This window comes from Streptomyces sp. NPDC047917, assembly GCF_043204345.1.
Taxonomy (GTDB): Bacteria; Actinomycetota; Actinomycetes; order Streptomycetales; family Streptomycetaceae; genus Streptomyces; species Streptomyces sanglieri.
In genome coordinates, this window is sequence record NZ_JBIDCA010000016.1 from 20940 (window position 1) to 39021 (window position 18082).

Here is an 18082-nt window from a genome sequence, read left to right on the forward strand (position 1 = left end):
CCCTGCCCTGCCGGGCTCACAGACGTCCCGCAGGGCTGGAGGTCCGCCCTGCGGGACGTCTCGCGTTCACGGTGGATCCGGCCGGGTGGAGGTTCCGGTCGGCTGGAGACCGGCCGGTCAGCGGCCGAAGTACTCCGGCTGGGTCTGGACATTGAGCTCGTCCAGCCGTACCCGCTTCGCTGGGTCGGTCCGCCGGTCGTCGAGCTTCAGGACGTCGAAGCCCTTGGCGATGTCGTTGGAGTAGATGTAGCCGTTGTAGTAGTACGCCGACCAGGGGCCGGCCGTGGTGACGGCGTCGGTGGTGACCGGGCCGCGCTCGAAGTAGCCGATCTCCTTGGGCCTGGACGAGTCGGTGAAGTCCCACACCGACACCCCACCCTGGTACCAGGCCTGGACCATCAGGTCGCGGCCCTTGACCGGGATGATCGAGCCGTTGTGGGCGACGCAGACCTCGGTGTCGGCCTGCGGGCGGTCGATCTTGAAGTAGCTGCGGAAGACCAGCTTGCGGTGGTCACCCCTGCCGACGATGTCGTAGATGCCGTTGGCGCCGCGCTTCGGGCCGATCTCCTCGTTGCAGGTGGCCGCGCCACCGCCGCCGAGCTCATCGGTGAAAACGACCTTGTCCGTCGTCTGGTTGAACGTCGCCGAGTGCCAGAACGCGAAGTTCACATTGTCCTGCACCCGGTCGATGATCTTCGGGTTCTCCGGATCCTTGATGGAGAACAGCAGGCCGTCGCCCATGCAGGCGCCCGCGGCCAGGTCCTTCGACGGCAGCACGGTGATGTCGTGGCAGCCGGTCGTCCTGGAGACGCCCGGATTCTCCGGCGCACCCGGGTTGCCACCGTCCGGGAAGAGCACCGGGAAGTTCACGACCGCCGCCTTCTCGGGCGCGTTGCGCGGCACCTTGATCACGGAGATCCCGTCGTGCGGCGGCTGGCAGTCGGGGAACGTCGCGCTCGGCGAGTACGAGGAGACGTACACGTACACGTTCTTGCGCTCGGGGACCAGTGTGTGGGTGTGCGATCCGCACGCGGTCTCGACGGCGGCGACGTACTTCGGGTTGCGCTTGTCGCTGATGTCGAAGACCTTCATGCCCTCCCAGGAGGACTTCTCCGTGGCGGGCTGGGTGGTGCTGGTGCAGGAGTTGTCGCTGCGCGAGGAGTCGGTGGACAGGAAGAGCAGGTCGCCCGAGACCGAGATGTCGTTCTGCGAGCCGGGGCACAGGACCTGCGAGACCGTCCTCGGGGACCTGGGGTTGCTGATGTCGAAGATCCGGAAGCCGTCGTAGTTTCCGGCGAAGGCGTACTTCCCCTGGAAGGCCAGGTCCGTGTTGAGGCCCTTGAGCGCGTCCTTCGGAACGTTGGCCAGATGAGTGATGTTGGAGCTGTGGACGATCTCGTCCACGCCGGGTACCTCGCCGCTTCTGATGGCGGCCTCGGCCTCGGCCTGCTGGGTGGCGGAGATGCCCGTCCGGGCCGCTCCCCGGTCACCGGGGTCGGGTGTCGCGGCCGCGGGTCCGGCCATCAGCAACGTGGCCAGCAGGCCGGCGGCTGCCGTCGCCACGCCCAGGCGTCTGCGCCGCGCCGGGCTCGTGTGCAACGAAATCACTGCGTCCTCCCATGCATCCGAACGTAGTTGAACGGTTCACGGACCTCGGCAGTATCGTCCTTGCCATCGTGATCCCAACAGATGGCAACAGAGACGTAAATGAAAGTTTCTGATCGCTGCCGCGCCAAAACGCGTCAGGAAGGTCGGCAGCCAACCCATATGGCCGTGGAGGTCCGCTTGTTGATCCGCCGTCAGACCATGTGTGTACGCAGATCCGTACTCGTCGCGATGGCCGTCCCGGCCGTTCTCGCCCTCGCCGCGTGCGATGCGGGGAACAGCGGCAGCGCCACGAAGTCGCAGGCGGGCGGGGGGCCTTCGGTGGTGGCCCCCGGAAAGCCGGGCGAACCCGCACGTACCCTCTCGGCCGAGGAGGCCGCGAAGGCCGCCGGGGACGACACCCCCAACTCGGCCGACTACCGCTACGTCCGGATGATGATCCGACACCACGCCCAGGCACTGGAGTTGACCGGACTCGTACCGTCGCGTTCCGGCTCCTCCCCGGTCAAGAGGCTCGCCGAGCGCATCACCGCGAGCCAGAAGCCGGAGATCGGCGCCATGGAGGGCTGGCTCACACACAACGGCGGGGCGAAGCGCGAATCGGCCCACGACCACTCCGCCATGCCCGGGATGGCGACCGCGGCACAGCTGAAGCGGTTGCGCGAGGCGGACGGCGCGGCCTTCGACAAGCTCTTCCTGAAGTTGATGATCACCCATCACCAGGGGGCGATCACGATGGCCACCGAGGTACTCGCGCAGGGGAACAACGTGCAGATCGAGGAGATGGCCGGGGACGTCGTCGCGCAGCAGACGGTGGAGATCAACAGGATGCGCACGATGTCGTCCTGAGGGCGGCGCCCGGCGCGCCTCTCCGCCGTTGTGCCCACCGGTGCGATGCTGGAGGCATCCTCCGGGAAGAGGTGCGCCGTGCTCCGCGTCGCCGTCGTCGGCTCCGGTCCCAGCGGGGTCTACACCGCCCAGGCCCTGCTCGCGCAGGACCGGGTGCCCGATGTCCGGGTCCATGTGCTGGACCGGCTCCCCTGCCCGTACGGCCTGGTGCGTTACGGCGTCGCCCCGGACCACGAGAAGATCAAGTCACTGCAGAACAGCCTGCGGGCCGTGCTGGAGCACGAGCGGATCACCTTCCTCGGGAACGTCGAGGTGGGCAGTGCCGGGATTCCGCCCGCCCGGCTCGGCGAGCTCTACGACGCGGTGGTCTACTGCGTCGGGGCCGCGACCGACCGGCCGCTGGCCGTCCCCGGTGAGGAGCTGCCCGGCAGCTTCTCCGCCACCGAGTTCGTCTCCTGGTACAGCGCGCATCCCGACGCCGCGGCCGGCGGCTTCGCACTGCGGGCCCGTTCGGTCGTGGTGATCGGGGCCGGCAACGTGGCGGTGGACGTGACACGGATCCTCGCGCGGAGCGCACAGGAACTGCGCCCCACCGACGTACCGCGCGGTGCGCTGGGCACGCTGAGCGGCAGCCGGGTGCGCGAGATCCACATGGCGGGCAGACGCGGACCTTCACAGGCCAGGTTCACCACCAAGGAGTTGCGCGAGCTGGGCGCTCTGCCACGGGTCCGGGTCGTGGTGGACGAGGCGGAACTCTCCCTCGACCCGGCGTACGCCGATCCGTCCGCCCACCGGCACCCCGCCCTGCCCTCACTCCCGGACGCGCTGCCTCCGACGGCCGCGGCACGGCGCAATGTCGAGGTACTGCGCGGGTGGGCCGCGGCCGGCCGCGAGGGCGCGGGCACCGACGGGCATCCGGTGCGCACCGTCCGCCTGCGGTTCTTCCTGCGCCCCGTGGAACTGCTGGAGCGGGACGGCAGGGTGGCCGGGGTGCGGTTCGCCCGGACCGTGCCGGACGGCAGCGGGGGTGTGCGGGACACCGGTGCGTACGAGGACATCGGCGCCGGACTCGTACTGCGGGCGGTCGGCTACCGGGGGATCCCGTTGCCCGGCCTGCCCTTCGACCCGGTGCGCGGAACGGTGCCGCATCGGGCGGGGCGGGTGCTGCGGGACGGGGTGCCGTCGCCCGGGGAGTACGTGGCCGGATGGATCAAGCGGGGGCCGACCGGGGTGATCGGCTCGAACCGGTCGTGCGCGAAGGAGACGGTGGCTTCGCTGCTCGACGACGCCCCGCTGCTCGCCGGGCGCCGACCGGCGCCGTCCGACCCGGTGGCCGCGCTGCGGGCGTACGGGCTGCGTCCGGTGGAGTGGGACGGCTGGCTGTCCATCGAGCGGGCGGAAGCGGCGCTCGGCCGGTCGCTGGGCCGGGAGCGGGTGAAGATCCCGGACTGGGCGGGGCTGCTGAGCGCCGCACGGAGCGGCGGCCCGGTCGGAGCGTGAGGCTACCGGTCCTCGCCGACGCGTCGGACCTGCCGGTTCGTCGCGTCGATGACACTGTCGAGGAAGCCGGGGAACAGTGCCTCCAGGTCGTCCCGCCGCAGCCCGTTCATCTTGGCCGTGCCCCGGTAGATCTGCTGGACGATCCCGCTCTCGCGCAGCACCCGGAAGTGGTGCGTGGAAGTGGATTTGGAGACCGGCAGTTCGAAGCAGGAGCAGCTGAGTTCGGCTTCGGCGGCGGCCAGCTCACGGACGATGCGCAGCCGCATCGGGTCGGAGAGGGCGTGGAGCACTCCTTCGATGCGGATCTCGTCCCGCGCGGGGTGGTCCAGGACACGACCACCCGCCTCGGCGGTGCTTGCGGCAGGGGCGCTGGCGGGGGTCACGTCGGCTCCACTTCCTGGTCTCGCTCGGATCCTCCATAATACGAGACTCGTCGAAGTTCCATGTACGGGACTCGTCGGATTTCCATCTCCGCGCGTCGGAGTTCTGTCCCCGCGCGTCGTCCGGGCGCGTCGGAGTTCTGTCCGCGCAGGTCGAACTCTGCGGGTCGGAGCCCGGTACGTGCCGGACGGGACCGGCCCGCCGCCGTCCGGCCGCAGCAGGTCACTCCCTGAGCAGCTCCGGATTGTCGGCGAGTGCCGTGAGGTGTCCGGCCGGATCGGCGATCAGCCTGCGGGTGGTCAGGTCGAGCATCCCCGCCACGCCCGTTACCTCCGCCGCCACGGTGCCGTCCTCCTTGAGGATCTGCTGCGCGACCGTGAACGTCTTCCCCTCGCCGTACATGAACCGGCAGGTCACGCGCACCCGGTCGCCGCCCCGGAGCTCCTGCAGGAACTTCACCGTCGCTTCCAGCGCGACCGGCCCGACGCCGCTGGCCAGCAGTTTGTCCTGCGGGAGACCGGCGGCGCGCAGGAGTTCCCAGCGGGCGTGCTCGGCGTACTGGAGATAGACGGCCTGGTTCAGGTGTCCCTGGGTGTCGAGCTCATAGCCTCGGACGGTCACGTCAACAGAGAAGGTCATGAACGTCCCAACTCCGGGGCGCATTCCGTCATTCCCCCGCACCCGTACCAACGCCCACATCCGTACCGCCGCCCGCGCCGCACCCCTTTACGCATCTGTCATGCGCAGGTAACTTCCTCACCGCAAGAGATTGCAGCAAAATTCCGACAGAACTTGCTTCCCGGAGCGGTCGGAATGGACTGCTCGCCCGAACCCCGAGGCGCGTCAGGGTTCTCCGGCGGGACCTCGCAGGTGGTCATCGAGTGCCTGCGCTGTCGGCTGCCGCGGTCTGTCGGCCGTGGCCCTCCCCTGGAGACACGCATGAGACGCACCGCACGCTCCCCGCTGAGACGCCCGACGGCGGCGGCCGTGGCGGCGGCCGGGCTTCTGGGACTCCTCACCGCCGTACCGGAGACCTTCACTCCGTCCGCCTCCTCCGCCGCGACTGCGGAGAACACCGCGACGGTCTTCTACTACACGAAGACCAGGAACTGGTCGGCGTACGACCTGCATTACGCACCTGACGGCGGCTCCTGGACGACCGTGCCCGGAGTACGGATGGAGGCCGCCTGCACCGACTGGGTGAAGAGGACCGTGAACCTGGGCAGCGCGTCCGGGCTGACCGCGACCTTCAACGACGGCTCGGGGACCTGGGACAACAACGCCGGGAAGAACTACGCGCTGGGCACCGGCGACATCACCGTCAAGGACGGGGTCGTGGCCCACAGCGACCCGTGCGCGGACAGCGGCATCGGCCCTACACCCTCCCCCACCGGAACCAGCACCGCTTCGGTCTACTACTCGACGACCACCGTCGGCTGGTCCACCGCCAACATCCACTATCAGCCGGCCGGCGGATCGTGGACCGCCGTGCCGGGCGTGGGCATGGCGGCGGCGTGCCCGGGCTGGATGAAACGGTCCGTCGACCTCGGCGGCGCCACCTCCATGCGGGCCGCGTTCAACAACGGCAACGGGGTCTGGGACAACAACAACGGCAGCGACTACACGATCCGGGCCGGTGTTTCCACGGTCGAGGACAGGGTCGTCACCTCCGGGGCCGACGACCCGTGCGCCGCCGAACCGGCCGACACTCAGGCACCGACCGCTCCGGCGAAGGTGAAGGCCGAAGCCGACGGTGTGTCGGTCGTGCTGACCTGGGAACCGTCCTCCGACGACCGCGGCGTCACCGGGTACCAGGTGACCCGGACCGGCGGCACCAGGGGCACGACGGTCACCGACGTCTCCTCGACGGTCCACTCCGACACGAACCTGGAGGAGCGGACCGCCTACACCTACACGGTGCGGGCCGTGGACGGGGCGGGCAACGTGTCCGCGGCATCGTCCGCCGCCACCGCCACCACGGGGGAGAAGCCCGCCACCCCGGCCGCCGGGAAACCGCTGGGCACCGACCCGCGCAAGGATCCGATCTACTTCGTGCTCACCGCCCGGTTCGAGGACGGCGACAGTTCCAACAACCGGGGCGGCAGCCAGCATGTGAAGTCCGGCAACGCGGCCAATGACGACCCCATGTTCCGCGGCGACTTCAAGGGCCTGGTGAACAAGCTCGACTACATCAAGGCCTGGGCTTCTCCGCCGTCTGGATCACTCCGGTCGTGCTGAACCGGTCCGACTACGACTACCACGGCTATCACGGCTACGACTTCTACAAGGTCGACGGCCGGCTGGAGTCCGCGGGCGCCTCGTACCAGGACCTGATCAACGCGGCCCACGCCAAGGGCATGAAGATCTACCAGGACGTCGTCTACAACCACTCCTCGCGCTGGGGTGCCAAGGGCCTGTTCACACCGAAGGTGTACGGGGTCCGGGACGACCAGTGGAGCTGGTACTACGACGAGAGGAACGAGGGCTTCGAGTACGACGGTGTCAGCGTCGAGCCCAAGTCCGGGAAGTCGTACTACAACGGCGATCTCTGGTCCACCGCTGAGCCGTCCGGCAACACCTGCCTGGACTGGGGCAGGCCCACCGGGAAGACCTCACCCGAGGGTTACGCGCTGTACAACTGCCAGTGGCCCAGCCCGACTTCCGGCATGTTCCCCAAGGCGTACCACCACAACTGCTGGCTCGGGAACTGGGAGGGCGAGGACTCCCGCAGCTGCTGGCTGCACGAGGACCTGGCCGACTTCAACACCGAGAGCGCGCCCGTGCAGAACTACCTGATCGGCGCCTACGACAAGTACATCGACATGGGCGTCGACGGCTTCCGCGTCGACACCGCCGTCCACATTCCGCGCACCACCTGGAACCGCCGCTTCCTGCCCGCCATCCAGGAACGCGTCACCTCGCGGTTCGGCGCCGGGGCGGCGAAGAACTTCTTCGTCTTCGGCGAGGTCGGTGCCTTCGTGAACGACAAGTGGAACCGCGGTTCGGTCAATCACTCCGCGCAGTTCTTCACCTGGAAGGAACGCAAGGAGTACGCCGCCGACGACGCCGCGGCCGCGCTGGAGATGTACGACTACGAGGAGCGGCTGGGCACCGGATCCCAGCCGGTCTCCGCCAACGCCTTCCTGGACGGAAACACGTACCACACCCCGGACCACAGCCGGTTCTCCGGCATGAACGTCATCGACATGCGGATGCACATGAACTTCGGTGACGCAGGCAACGCGTACGGCAACGGCAGGGATTCCGACGACAGTTACAACGACGCCACCTACAACGTCGTCTACGTCGACAGTCACGACTACGGACCCGACAAGAGCGGCGAGCGTTACGCGGGCGGGACCGACGCGTGGGCCGAGAACATGTCGCTGATGTGGACGTTCCGCGGTATCCCGACGCTCTACTACGGCTCCGAGATCGAGTTCCAGGCGGGCAGGAGGATCGACTGCGGGCCCAGCTGCCCGCTGGCGACCACCGGGCGCGCCTACTACGGCGGCCATCTCGCCGGCACGGTCGAGGCGTCCGACTTCGGCAAGGTCTCCTCGGCCACCGGCGAGATCGCCCGTACGCTCGCCGGACCACTGGTGAAGCATCTGCAACGGCTCAACGGGATCCGGCGGGCCGTGCCGGCGCTCCAGATGGGCCAGTACTCCACCGAGGGCATCACCGGATCGATGGCGTACAAGCGCCGCTACACCGACGCCGCGAGCGGGACCGACAGCTTCGCGCTGGTGACCGTCACCGGCGCCGCCGACTACACCGGGATCCCCAACGGCACGTACCAGGACGCCGTCACCGGGGACACCCGGGTCGTGTCGGACGGCAGGCTCTCGGTCGGCGCACCCGGCAAGGGCAATCTGCGCGTCTACGTCCTCGACCTGGGCGGGAAGAACGCGGCACCCGGCCGGATCGGCGTGCCGGGTCCGTACCTCAACTAGGCGGATCCGCGCCCCGGTCCGGGCCGGTGGATTCGCGGACGACGAGCCGGTAGCCGGGGCGGGGCCGCCGGGGTTCGGGCACCGGACTGCCCGAGAGCCGTTCGACGAGGCTGTCGACGGCGAGCCGTGCGATGGCCTCCTTGTCCGGGGCGACCGTGGTGAGCGTGGTCGCCCCGTACAGGCTCTCCTCGATGTTGTCGAAGCCGACCACGGCGACGTCCTCGGGGATGCGGAGCCCGCGCGAGGCGAGGGTGCGCATGGCGCCGATGGCGATCAGGTCGTTGTACGCGAACACCGCGTCGGGCCGCTCTCCCCGGTCCAGGAGAGCGGCCATGGCCCTCGCGCCGTCCTCGCGTCCGTAGCCGTCGGTGACCACGATCAGCGACTCGTCGGGCTCGATGCCGGACGCGGCGAGTTCCTCGCGCCAGCCGCGCAGCCGCAGATGGGCGGGCTGGCGTTCGCGTCCGGTGCGGGAGCCGAGGAAGGCGATCCGGTGGTGACCGCGGTCGACGAGGTGGCGTACGGCGTCGCGGGAGGCGGCCACGTTGTCGATGGCGATGTGGTCGTAGGGAGCCTCGTACTCCCGCTCGCCGAGCAGGACCAGGGGCGCGGTCTCGGTACGCGCCATCAGGTCCTCGGTCTCCAGATGGATCGGGCTGAGGATGAGTCCGTCGATCACATGGGACCGGAAGCCCTGGCTGACCAGGAGTTCCTTCTCGCGGAGGCCGCCGGTGTGGTCGACCAGGACGGTGTAGTCGTGCCGGGCGGCCGCGTCGACGACCGCGCCCGCGAGCTCCGCGAAGTACGGGTTGCCGAACTCGGGCACGGCGAGCGCGATGATGCCGGTGCGGCCCTTGCGCAGATGGCGTGCGGTGAGGTTCGGCCGGTAGCCGAGTTCGTCGATGGCCTGCTGCACCTTGGCGCGCATCTGCGGTGTGACGTGCTGATAGTTGTTCACCACGTTCGACACGGTCTTGATGGACACGCCCGCCCGTTGCGCAACGTCCTTGAGGCTGACGCCCACGGCACTCCCTGACTCTGCTCGGTGCGCACTCGGGCGCGGTGGTTCGGCTCGGCTCAGCCGGCTCTGCGGCCGCGCGCCAGACAGCGCTGGGCCACGACGACAACGATAAGGAACCCGCCGCTGACCACCGACTGGTACGAGGAGTTCAGCGAGCCGATCTGGTTGATGAGGTTCTGGATGACGGCCAGCAGCAGGACGCCCCAGAGGGTGCCGCTGATCGATCCGGCACCGCCGACGAGGAGAGTGCCGCCGATGACGACAGCGGAGATCGCGTCGAGTTCCATGCCGACGCCGACGATGGTGACGCCGGAGGAGAGTCTGGCCGCGTTCAGCGCACCGGCGAGTCCGGCGAGCAGCCCGCTGAGCGTGTAGACCAGAAGTTTCGTACGGGCGACGGGCAGGCCCATCAGGGTGGCCGCGTCGCTGCTGCCGCCGACGGCGAAGAGGGTCTGTCCGAACGAGGTGCGCTGCAGCAGCAGTCCGCCGGCGGCGAACAGCACGAGCGCGATCAGGACCGGATGACCGAAGCCCCGGACGCTGCCCTGCCCGAGTTCGGCGAAGGCGGAGCCCTTGGGGACGAGGTAGGTGGTGGCGCCCTCGTCGGTGACGGCGAGCAGCAGGCCACGCGCCGCGAGCAGGGTCGCGAGGGTGACGATGAAGGGGGCCATCGCGGCACGGGCTATCAGGAAGCCGTTGAGCAGACCGATCGCACCGCAGGCCAGGAGCGGTACGAGCAGTGCGGGCAGGACGCCCCATTGCGAGGCCCAGGCGGCGAGCACACCGCCGAGGGCGAAGACGGAGCCGACGGACAGGTCGATCCCGCCGCTGATGACGACCAGGGTCATACCGAGGGCGACCACGGCGAGGAACGACGCCTGTACCGTCACGCCACGGGCGTTGTCGAGGGTGGCGAACGTCGGGTAGACGAACGACGCGGTGATCACGACGGCCAGCAGGACGGCCAGAACGCCCTGGCTCCGCAGGAGTTCGAGGAGCCGCCGTGCGGGCGCGGGACGGTGCCCGGCTCCCCGATGCGGTGCGCCGTCTCCCTGCGGTGCGGGGCGCTCGCGGGGGACCTGGGCCACGGCCACGGGTGTGGTTTCGTTCATCGGGACCCACGCTCCCGGGCGACGTAGACGGCGGCGATGATGATGGCCGCCTGGGCGATCTGTGCGGTGGAGTCGGGCAGGTCGTGCTTGACGAGCGTGGCGCGCAGCAGCTGCATCAGCAGGGCGCCCGCGACGGTGCCGAGCACCCGCACGGAACCGCCGTCGAGGGGGGTGCCGCCGACCACGACCGCCGTGATGGCGGAGAGTTCCATGAGGGTGCCGAGCGAGGAGGGGTCACTGGCGGTGAGCCTGGCGGTGGCGAGGATGCCGGCCAGTGCGGCCAGTACGCCGCAGAGCACGTACACGCCGATGAGCACGCGCCGTACCGGCAGTCCGGCGAGGGCGGCGGCGGAGCGGTTGCCGCCGACGGCGACGATCCGGCGGCCGAAGGTGGTGCGCCGGACGAGAAGGGCGACGGCCGCGGCGAGGACCGCGGCGATCAGTACGACCGTCGGGACGCCGAGGTGGGAGCCGGTACCGAGGGCGAGCAGGTCCGGGTTGACGATCTGCTTGAGCTGTCCGTCGGCCATGACAAGGGCGAGGCCGCGGCCGCCTACGAAGAGAGCGAGGGTCGCGACGATCGGCTGGAGCCCGACGATCGAGACCAGGGTGCCGTTGACCGCCCCCACGACCGCGCCGGACAGCAGTGCGACGATAAGCGCGGGCAGCAGCCCGTATCCGAGGTAGAGCGGGAGAAGTGCGGTGGCGAGCGCCATCGTCGAGCCCACGGACAGGTCGATGCCCTCGGTACCGATGACCAGGGCCATGCCCAGGGCGACGATGACGACGGGGGCTACCTGGACGAGCTGGGTGCGCAGGTTGTCGGCGGTCAGGAAGTGCTCGGTGAACAGGGCGTTGAAGACGAGCACCGCTGCCACGGCGACGTACACCCCGTACTCCTGGTACCAGGCGGGGTCGCGCAGCCGGGCCAGCGGGCCTGCGGGAGCGGGGAGGGTGGCCTGCGCGGTCATCGGGGATCCTCCTGGGTGACCGGGGCCTTTCCGGTGGGGACCGGGGCCTTTCCGGTGGGGACCGGTGAGTGGTCGGCGAGCACTTCGAGCAGATGGCTCTCGGTCACCGCGTCGCCCTCCAGTTCGCCCGCCACCGAGCCGCCGCGCAGGACGACGACGCGGTCGGCGCCCTCGATGAGTTCCTCGATGTCGGAGGAGATGAGCAGGACGGCTAGGCCCTCGCGGGCGAGGTCGTCGATGAGGCTCTGGACCTCGGCCTTGGCGCCGACGTCGATGCCCCGGGTCGGCTCGTCCAGCAGCAGCACCCTGGGCTCCAGGCAGAGCCAGCGGGCGAGGAGAACCTTCTGCTGGTTGCCTCCGGAGAGTTCGCCGACCGGTTGTTCGGGGCTCGACGCCTTGATCCGCAACCGTCGCATGAAGATGTCGACGACGCGGTCCTGCTTGCGGCGGGAGACCACGCCGAAGCGGGAGAGCCGGTCCATGGCGGCCAGCACGATGTTCTCGCGCACGGAAAGACCGGGCACGATGCCCTCGGCCTTGCGGTCCTCGGGCAGCAGGCTGATCCCGGCACGGATGGCACCGGCCGAGCTCATTCTGCGCAACGTCCTTCCACCGACGGTGAGTTCGCCGGAGTCCAGGCTCAGCGCACCGGCCAGGGCCTTCGCCGTCTCGCTGCGGCCGGAGCCCAGGAGACCGCCGAGGCCGAGGACCTCGCCGCCGTACAGCGACAGGGATATGTCGTGGAGCTGGTGACGCCGGTTGAGACCGGTCGCGGTGAGTGCCGGGGTGCGTTGCGGCGAGCGTGCCGCGTCGACCTCTTCGCTGTGTCCCTCGCTGTGTTCTTTGCCGCGTTCTTTGCCGTGTTCTTTGTCGCGTCCTCCGCTGTTTCCTTCGCCGTGTCCTTCGTCATGTTCTTCGCCGTGTTCTTTGTCGCGTCCTTCGCCGTCGAAGCGGGTGAGACCGGTGCGGCGGACCTCGGACAGGTCGCGGCCCAGCATCATCGAGACGAGCCGCATGCGGTCGAGGCCGGCGAGGTCGCCGGTGTGGACGTGGCGGCCGTCGCGGAGCACGGTGACGCGGTCGCAGATCCGGTAGAGCTCGTCCATGCGGTGGCTCACGTAGAGGACGGCGATGCCCTGGCCGCGCAGGTTTCCGATGACCCGGAAGAGGGTCTCGACCTCGCGCGGCTCCAGCGAGGAGGTGGGTTCGTCCATGATGACGACCTGGGCGTCGACCGAGACGGCTCGGGCCAGGGCGACCATCTGCTGGGTGCCGATGCCCAGTGTGTGGAGGGGCTTTCGGGGGTCGACGCGGATGCCGAAGCCGTCGAGCAGTTCGGTGGCCTCGCGGTGCATCCGGGCGAAGTCGATGAGGCCGATGCGGTTCTTGGGCTCACGGCCGAGGAAGATGTTGCGCGCCACGCTCATCAACGGGACGAGGTTCACCTCCTGGTAGATCGTGGAGATTCCGGCCTGCTGGGCCTCGAACGGCCGGGCGAACCGGACGGGTTGTCCACCCAGCCGCAGCTCACCCCCGTCCGGCCGGTGCACTCCGGTGAGGACCTTGATCAAGGTGGATTTCCCGGCGCCGTTCTCCCCCACCAGCGCGTGGGTCTCCCCGGCGCGCAGGAAGAACGAGACGTCGTCGAGCGCGACGACGCCCGGGAACCGCTTGCTCACCGAACGGGCTTCGAGGACGGCGGCCGGCGTCGGTCGCCACTCCGTCTCCGCCTCCTGCGGCTGCTGCTCCGTCTCCTGCTGCTGCTCCTGCTCCTGCTGCGGGACTGCTTCAGGTGGCGCCATGAGTGGTCTCGGCCTTCCGCTGTTCCGGGGGTGCGGCGGGAGTGCGGTCAGTACGCCCCGCCGAGCGAGGCCTTGGCGTTGGACTCGTCGTACGCCCGGTCGGAGATGATGACGTTCTCCGGGATCTCCTCACCGCCGTAGAACTTCTGCGCGGTCGCGAAGGCGAGCGGCCCGAAGCGCGGGTTCGACTCGATGACGGCGTTGTACTCGCCGTTGACCAGGGCCTGCACGGCGTTCCGGGTGCCGTCCACGGAGACGATCTTGACGTCCTTGCCGGGCTTCTTGCCCGCGGCCTTCAGAGCGGTGACGGCACCGAGCCCCATCTCGTCGTTCTCCGCGTAGACGGCGGTGATGCCGGGCTTGGACTGGATGAGCTGCTCCATGACCTGCTGGCCCTTGTCGCGGGCGAACTCGCCGGTCTGCCGGGCGACGATCTGCAGGCCGGGCGCCTGGGCCTTGAGCTGGTCGACAAAGCCCTTGGTCCGGTCGGTGGTGACGTTGTTGCCGGACGCACCGAGGAGGACGGCGACCTTGCCCTTGCCGCCGGTCGCCTTGATCATCGCGTCCGCAGCACGCTTGCCCTGCTCGACGAAGTCGGAGCCGAGGAAGGCCACGTAGTCCTTGCAGGCAATGGAGTTGGCCTTGCGGTCGATGGTGAGCACCGGAACCTTCTTGGCCGCGGCCGCCTTGAACGCGGGTTCCAGGCCGTCGGAGTTCAGCGGGGCGACGATCAGGAACTGGGCACCCTGGGACAGCATGTCCTGGATGTCGCTGATCTGCTTGGAGAGCTGGGACTGCGCATTGGTGGTGAGCAGCTTCTTCACGCCGATCCTCTTGGCCTCGTCCTTGATGGACCGGGTCTCGGCGATGCGGAACGGGTTGGCTTCCTTCTCCGACTGCGAGAAGCCGACGACCGCGTTCTTCAGATCCAGCTTCGGCGCACCGTACGTCTGGAGCGAGCAGCCCGAACCAGAGCTGCTCTCGGGGGACTTGGCGGCCTGCGCGGCCTGACTGCTGTCGTCGCCCGCGGTGTCCGGGGTCTCCGACTTGGCGCAGCCGGCGGCGGCCAGCATGGTGGTCGCGGCGAGGAGACAGGCCGCGGCGAGGTTACGGGATCGACGCTGGATCATCATGCGCGGGACGCTCCTTGGCGGGAGGACGACACGCTCGTCGGCGGGCCGTGGGGGCATGGCTTGACGATGCATCAGCCGCCGGGCGGCTCGGTTTACAACGTTATATAGGCGGTGTGACGCGAGCGGCAAGACGTCGTCGAGTTGTTTCTGCGCAGGGCCGTGCCCGCATCATGGGATGCCCAACTCCCTTGCCGGGCAGGGAAGACGGGCGCCGGCCGGCTGAACCCGTACCACCCCCCGCCCACAGCCCTCGACTCGGCGGCGGCCCTGCTCCTGCTGCGCGGGCGGCGGGTCGGCGTGGGCCTCAGGTGCGTGTGCCGGTGACCGGTCCGGCGGCCGACCGGCACGCGGCGTACGGCATCCAGCACGTCGGCGTGTCCGCGCGTCCGCGCCCTTGGCGCCTCGCCGCCTTCACTCTCCGCACCCTCGCGACGGACCCTTCGCCCACGCCCGCCCAGCGCCCGCCACGAGAGGGGCGTGGCCACGGCGGACAGCCCCGGCCCGGGACCCCTGACGCTTCGCGCCGTGCGGGGCCGGCCGGGCCGGGGCGGTGCGGGTCCTCAGACCGCGCGGTGGTACTGCTCGGGCGTGCGGAGTTCGCCGCCCAGTTCGCGGGCCGCCTGCTGGGCCCACGACGGGCTGCGCAGCAGTTCGCGCCCGAGGAGGACGGCGTCGGCCCGCCCCTCGGTGATGATCTTCTCGGCCTGCTGCGGCTCTGTGATCAGGCCCACCGCCGCGACCGGCAGCGTGGTCTCGGCCCTGACCCGCTCGGCGAAGGGCACCTGGTACCCCGGCCCGGTCTCGACGCGGGCGCGCGGGGCGTTTCCACCACTGGAGACGTCCAGCAGATCGACCCCATGGGCCTGGAGCAGCGTGGCCAGCCGGACGGTCTCGTCGGCGGTCCAGCCCTCACGGTCGTCCTCGGCGTTCTCCGTGAGCCAGTCCGTCGCGGAGACCCGGAAGAAGACCGGCAGCTCCTGCGGCCAGACCTCGCGTACCGCGTCGACGACCTCCAGGGCGAGGCGGGTGCGGTTCTCGAAGCTGCCCCCGTACTCGTCGGTGCGGTGATTGCTGTGCGGGGAGAGGAACTGTCCGATGAGGTATCCGTGGGCGCCGTGGATCTCGGCGACCTGGAACCCGGCGTCGACGGCGCGGCGCGCGGCCTCGCGGAACCGGTCGACGATCCCCCGGATCCCGTCCACGGTCAGCTCGTGCGGCACGGGGTGGCCGTCGTCGAAGGGCAGCGGGCTGGGGGCGACGGGCGTCCAGCCGTGCGCCTCCGGCCCGACCGGGCCGCCGCCCAGCCAGGGGGCCGCCGTGGAGGCCTTGCGCCCGGCGTGGGCGAGCTGGATGCCGGCGACGGACCCCTGCCCCCTGATGAACGCCGTGATCCGGCGGAGGGCGGCGACCTGGGTGTCGTTCCAGATGCCGAGGTCGCCGGGGCTGATCCGGCCCTCGGGGCTGACGGCCGTCGCCTCGGTGAGGATGAGCCCGGTACCCCCGATGGCGCGCGCCGCGAGATGGGCGAAGTGCCAGTCGGTCGCCACACCCTGTTCCGGCCCGTCCGCCGCGGCGCAGTACTGGCACATGGGCGCCATCCAGACCCGGTTGGGGATGACGAGCGACCGCAGGGTGTAGGGCTCGAAGAGGGCACTCACGTCGGACTCCGTTTCGACGGGTACGGAAGGATCGCTAGTACGATACATCTCGTAGTACGGCACTCGTCAAATTACGATGCCTCTCGTACGATCCGGATCGTGATGTCGGCGTCCGCGTCATAGCCCTGGGTCCAGCTGCGCCCGGCGCCCGACTTCCAGGTGACATGGACGGTGGCGCCGTCCACCCTCACGTCGTCCACCGTCATGGCCCGGTCACCGTCCCGTACGTCCCCACGGCGCAGTTCGCCCGCTTTTACGGTGACGGGTTCCGCCGTCCGCGCGCTGTCGGCCTCGTCCGCCGCGAGGGCGAGCGCCGCCGCCAGCTCGCGGGCGCGGGCGGGCGTGCAGATCAGCGACAGCTCGCCCGAGGGCGTCTCGGCCCTGATTCCGACCCGCACTCCGGCGGGATTCACCTCCAGGCTTGCCGCACGCCCCTGGGCGTCCTCGATCCCGCTCGTCATCGCTCCACGCTCCCTTTCACCGGGCCGGCCGTTTCTTCCGCCCGGCCGATTCCGCCGCCCGGCCGATTCTCCCCTTCGACCGGCCGGTGCGGTCCCACCGCCCGCCCGGTACCGCTCCTGGGCTCTCCGGGCAGGTGGCGTCACAAGGACCCGCCGGTGAAGTGGTCGGGCCGCCGTCGCGCCGCTCCCCCTGCTCCCGGGCACCGGACTCCCGGCGCCCGGCGCCCGGCCGGGTGGTGATGCCGACAGCACGAGCGCCCGGCCCGTGGCCCGTGACTATTGCGTTGCGGTCACCCGGGGGCCTGCGTACCGTCACCGCCCATGGCCACCCCTGCCCTGCACACCGCACGTCTGTATCTGGCGCCCTACACGCCGGACGACGAGGAGGACTTCGTCGCACTCTTCCAGGACACCCTGGTCTCCCGCTGGATGGGCGACGGGACGCAGAGCGAGTCCGAGGACCGCGCCCTGTTCGGACGGGTCTTCAGCAAGGTGTACGCACAGGACCTGTTCGATGTCTGGGCAATCCGTCACGAGGGCCGGTTCGTCGGCCACGCGGAGATCAAGCCGTCCATCGAGGTGGGCGGCCACGAGATCGTCTACGCCCTGGCCACCACCGCGTGGGGGCAGGGATTCGGCACCGAGATCGCGCAGGCGCTGACCGGGTACGGATTCGACACGCTCGGGCTCACCGAGGTGCACGCCACGGTGGCCGCCGACAACTCCGCGTCACTGGCGCTGCTGGACCGGATCGGTTTCCGGCACGTCCGGGACAGGGTGGAGGAAGACGGCAGCACGACCCGGGTCCTGACCCGCTCCGCCGCGTCCGGCGTCGGCGGGGCCGGTCAGCCCCGGTAGACGTCCAGGCGGCCGCACATGCCGAACTTTCCGTGTGCGGAGGGCTGTTCGGCGTGCACGCAGGCGTCGGCCAGGTAGCCGCCGTCGCCGCGCGCCACCGCGTCGAGCTGGGCGCCCGTCACCTCGGAGGCGGCTGCGGCCCCCCGCTCCCAGCGCCCGCGCCAGTCCTCGGCCTTCGGGCGTACGAGCGCGGCGGCGGCCCGGTGGAACGCGGCGAGCGGCTCGGGATCGCCCGCCTCGGTGGCCCCGCGCAGGGCGAGGAAGCCCTCGATGGCGAGATCGCGGCGGGCACGGGCGGCCCGCTCCTGCTCCGCCTCCGAGCCGTCCGCGGGCAGGGCGACCGACGCCCGGTAGACCTCGGGGTCCGCCAGGCGGTCCGGCGGCAGGGTGAGCACGGCGTCGCCGGCCTCCGGCAGCCCGCTGTTCTCCATGAGGACGACGATGCGCAGCCCGTCCTCGTTGACGAGCCGGTGGACGGTGCCCGGCGTGAACCACACCAGCGCGCCCGGTGCCAGTGGCGTCTGCCGGAATCCCGAGGCGGTGAGGGTCTGCACCGAGCCCGTGCCGCCGACCACCACGTACCCCTCGGAGCAGGTGAGGTGGAGATGGGGCGTCCCGCCGCGCAGGCCGTCCTCGGTGGGCCAGTCGTACACCCGCAGATGGGACACGGCCACGGCACCGGGCAGGCCTTCGAAGGTCGGCACAGCTGCTCCTCTGTCTCTCCGCGATGAGGCGGCACCGGGGGTTCGCGCGGAATTCCGGTACGGCTCGGCAA

Annotated in this window: 14 protein-coding genes and 1 pseudogene; 4 read left to right on the top strand and 11 right to left on the bottom strand. The window is 70.2% G+C overall.

Annotated elements, in window-relative coordinates; all coding sequences use genetic code 11:
* Window positions 1-117 precede the first annotated feature (117 nt).
* The gene (locus tag ACGF8B_RS33960; RefSeq protein WP_392745982.1) at window positions 118-1608 is read right to left on the bottom strand and encodes an LVIVD repeat-containing protein; all 1491 of its coding nucleotides are present in this window, start codon (window positions 1606-1608) and stop codon (window positions 118-120) included.
* A 159-nt stretch (window positions 1609-1767) separates the two neighbouring features.
* Between ACGF8B_RS33960 and ACGF8B_RS33965 the strand changes: the two genes are divergently transcribed.
* Both ACGF8B_RS33965 and ACGF8B_RS33970 read left to right on the top strand, forming a co-directional pair.
* A complete protein-coding gene (locus tag ACGF8B_RS33965) occupies window positions 1768-2454 on the top strand; it encodes a DUF305 domain-containing protein (protein WP_392745984.1) in 687 nt (228 codons plus the stop codon).
* Between the two features lie 78 nt (window positions 2455-2532).
* Entirely contained in the window at window positions 2533-3954 is a 1422-nt protein-coding gene (locus ACGF8B_RS33970; protein WP_392745985.1) for an FAD-dependent oxidoreductase, read from the top strand.
* 2 nt (window positions 3955-3956) lie between these two features.
* Here ACGF8B_RS33970 and ACGF8B_RS33975 read toward each other — a convergent pair whose 3' ends face one another.
* Complete coding sequence (locus ACGF8B_RS33975) at window positions 3957-4337, bottom strand: ArsR/SmtB family transcription factor (protein WP_392745987.1); 381 nt, start codon at window positions 4335-4337, stop codon at window positions 3957-3959.
* 220 nt (window positions 4338-4557) lie between these two features.
* A complete protein-coding gene (locus ACGF8B_RS33980; RefSeq protein WP_392745988.1) occupies window positions 4558-4974 on the bottom strand; it encodes an acyl-CoA thioesterase in 417 nt (138 codons plus the stop codon).
* Between the two features lie 300 nt (window positions 4975-5274).
* On the opposite strand from ACGF8B_RS33980, the pseudogene ACGF8B_RS33985 reads away from it, so the two are divergent.
* Window positions 5275-8291: pseudogene (locus tag ACGF8B_RS33985) on the top strand (carbohydrate binding domain-containing protein).
* Here ACGF8B_RS33985 and ACGF8B_RS33990 read toward each other — a convergent pair.
* The 7 genes from ACGF8B_RS33990 to ACGF8B_RS34020 all read right to left on the bottom strand — a co-directional run bounded on the left by ACGF8B_RS33990 (window position 8284) and on the right by ACGF8B_RS34020 (window position 16449).
* Window positions 8284-9315: a LacI family DNA-binding transcriptional regulator gene (locus ACGF8B_RS33990; RefSeq protein ID WP_392745990.1), complete on the bottom strand. Its 1032-nt coding sequence runs from the start codon at window positions 9313-9315 to the stop codon at window positions 8284-8286. The pseudogene ACGF8B_RS33985 and the gene ACGF8B_RS33990 overlap by 8 nt on opposite strands.
* 53 nt (window positions 9316-9368) lie before the next feature.
* Window positions 9369-10424, bottom strand: coding sequence for an ABC transporter permease (locus ACGF8B_RS33995; RefSeq protein WP_392745992.1), 1056 nt, complete (start codon window positions 10422-10424; stop codon window positions 9369-9371).
* Window positions 10421-11395: an ABC transporter permease gene (locus ACGF8B_RS34000; RefSeq protein WP_392745994.1), complete on the bottom strand. Its 975-nt coding sequence runs from the start codon at window positions 11393-11395 to the stop codon at window positions 10421-10423. Before ACGF8B_RS34000 ends, ACGF8B_RS33995 begins: the two co-directional genes overlap by 4 nt.
* Window positions 11392-13197, bottom strand: coding sequence for a sugar ABC transporter ATP-binding protein (locus ACGF8B_RS34005; RefSeq protein ID WP_392745995.1), 1806 nt, complete (start codon window positions 13195-13197; stop codon window positions 11392-11394). Before ACGF8B_RS34005 ends, ACGF8B_RS34000 begins: the two co-directional genes overlap by 4 nt.
* A 47-nt stretch (window positions 13198-13244) precedes the next feature.
* Window positions 13245-14330: an ABC transporter substrate-binding protein gene (locus ACGF8B_RS34010; RefSeq protein WP_392745997.1), complete on the bottom strand. Its 1086-nt coding sequence runs from the start codon at window positions 14328-14330 to the stop codon at window positions 13245-13247.
* Between the two features lie 560 nt (window positions 14331-14890).
* Window positions 14891-15988 carry an NADH:flavin oxidoreductase/NADH oxidase gene (locus ACGF8B_RS34015; protein WP_392745999.1) on the bottom strand — a complete coding sequence of 366 codons (1098 nt, stop codon included), beginning with the start codon at window positions 15986-15988 and terminating at the stop codon, window positions 14891-14893.
* Between the two features lie 71 nt (window positions 15989-16059).
* Window positions 16060-16449, bottom strand: a complete 390-nt coding sequence (locus tag ACGF8B_RS34020) for a hypothetical protein (RefSeq protein WP_392746001.1) — start codon at window positions 16447-16449, stop codon at window positions 16060-16062.
* Between the two features lie 321 nt (window positions 16450-16770).
* Here ACGF8B_RS34020 and ACGF8B_RS34025 point away from each other — a divergent pair, with 321 nt between their 5' ends.
* Complete coding sequence (locus tag ACGF8B_RS34025) at window positions 16771-17307, top strand: GNAT family N-acetyltransferase (protein ID WP_392746002.1); 537 nt, start codon at window positions 16771-16773, stop codon at window positions 17305-17307.
* Here ACGF8B_RS34025 and ACGF8B_RS34030 read toward each other — a convergent pair.
* Window positions 17295-18011 carry a cupin domain-containing protein gene (locus ACGF8B_RS34030; protein ID WP_392746004.1) on the bottom strand — a complete coding sequence of 239 codons (717 nt, stop codon included), beginning with the start codon at window positions 18009-18011 and terminating at the stop codon, window positions 17295-17297. The two genes, ACGF8B_RS34025 and ACGF8B_RS34030, sit on opposite strands and share 13 nt — an antisense overlap.
* Window positions 18012-18082 lie beyond the last annotated feature (71 nt).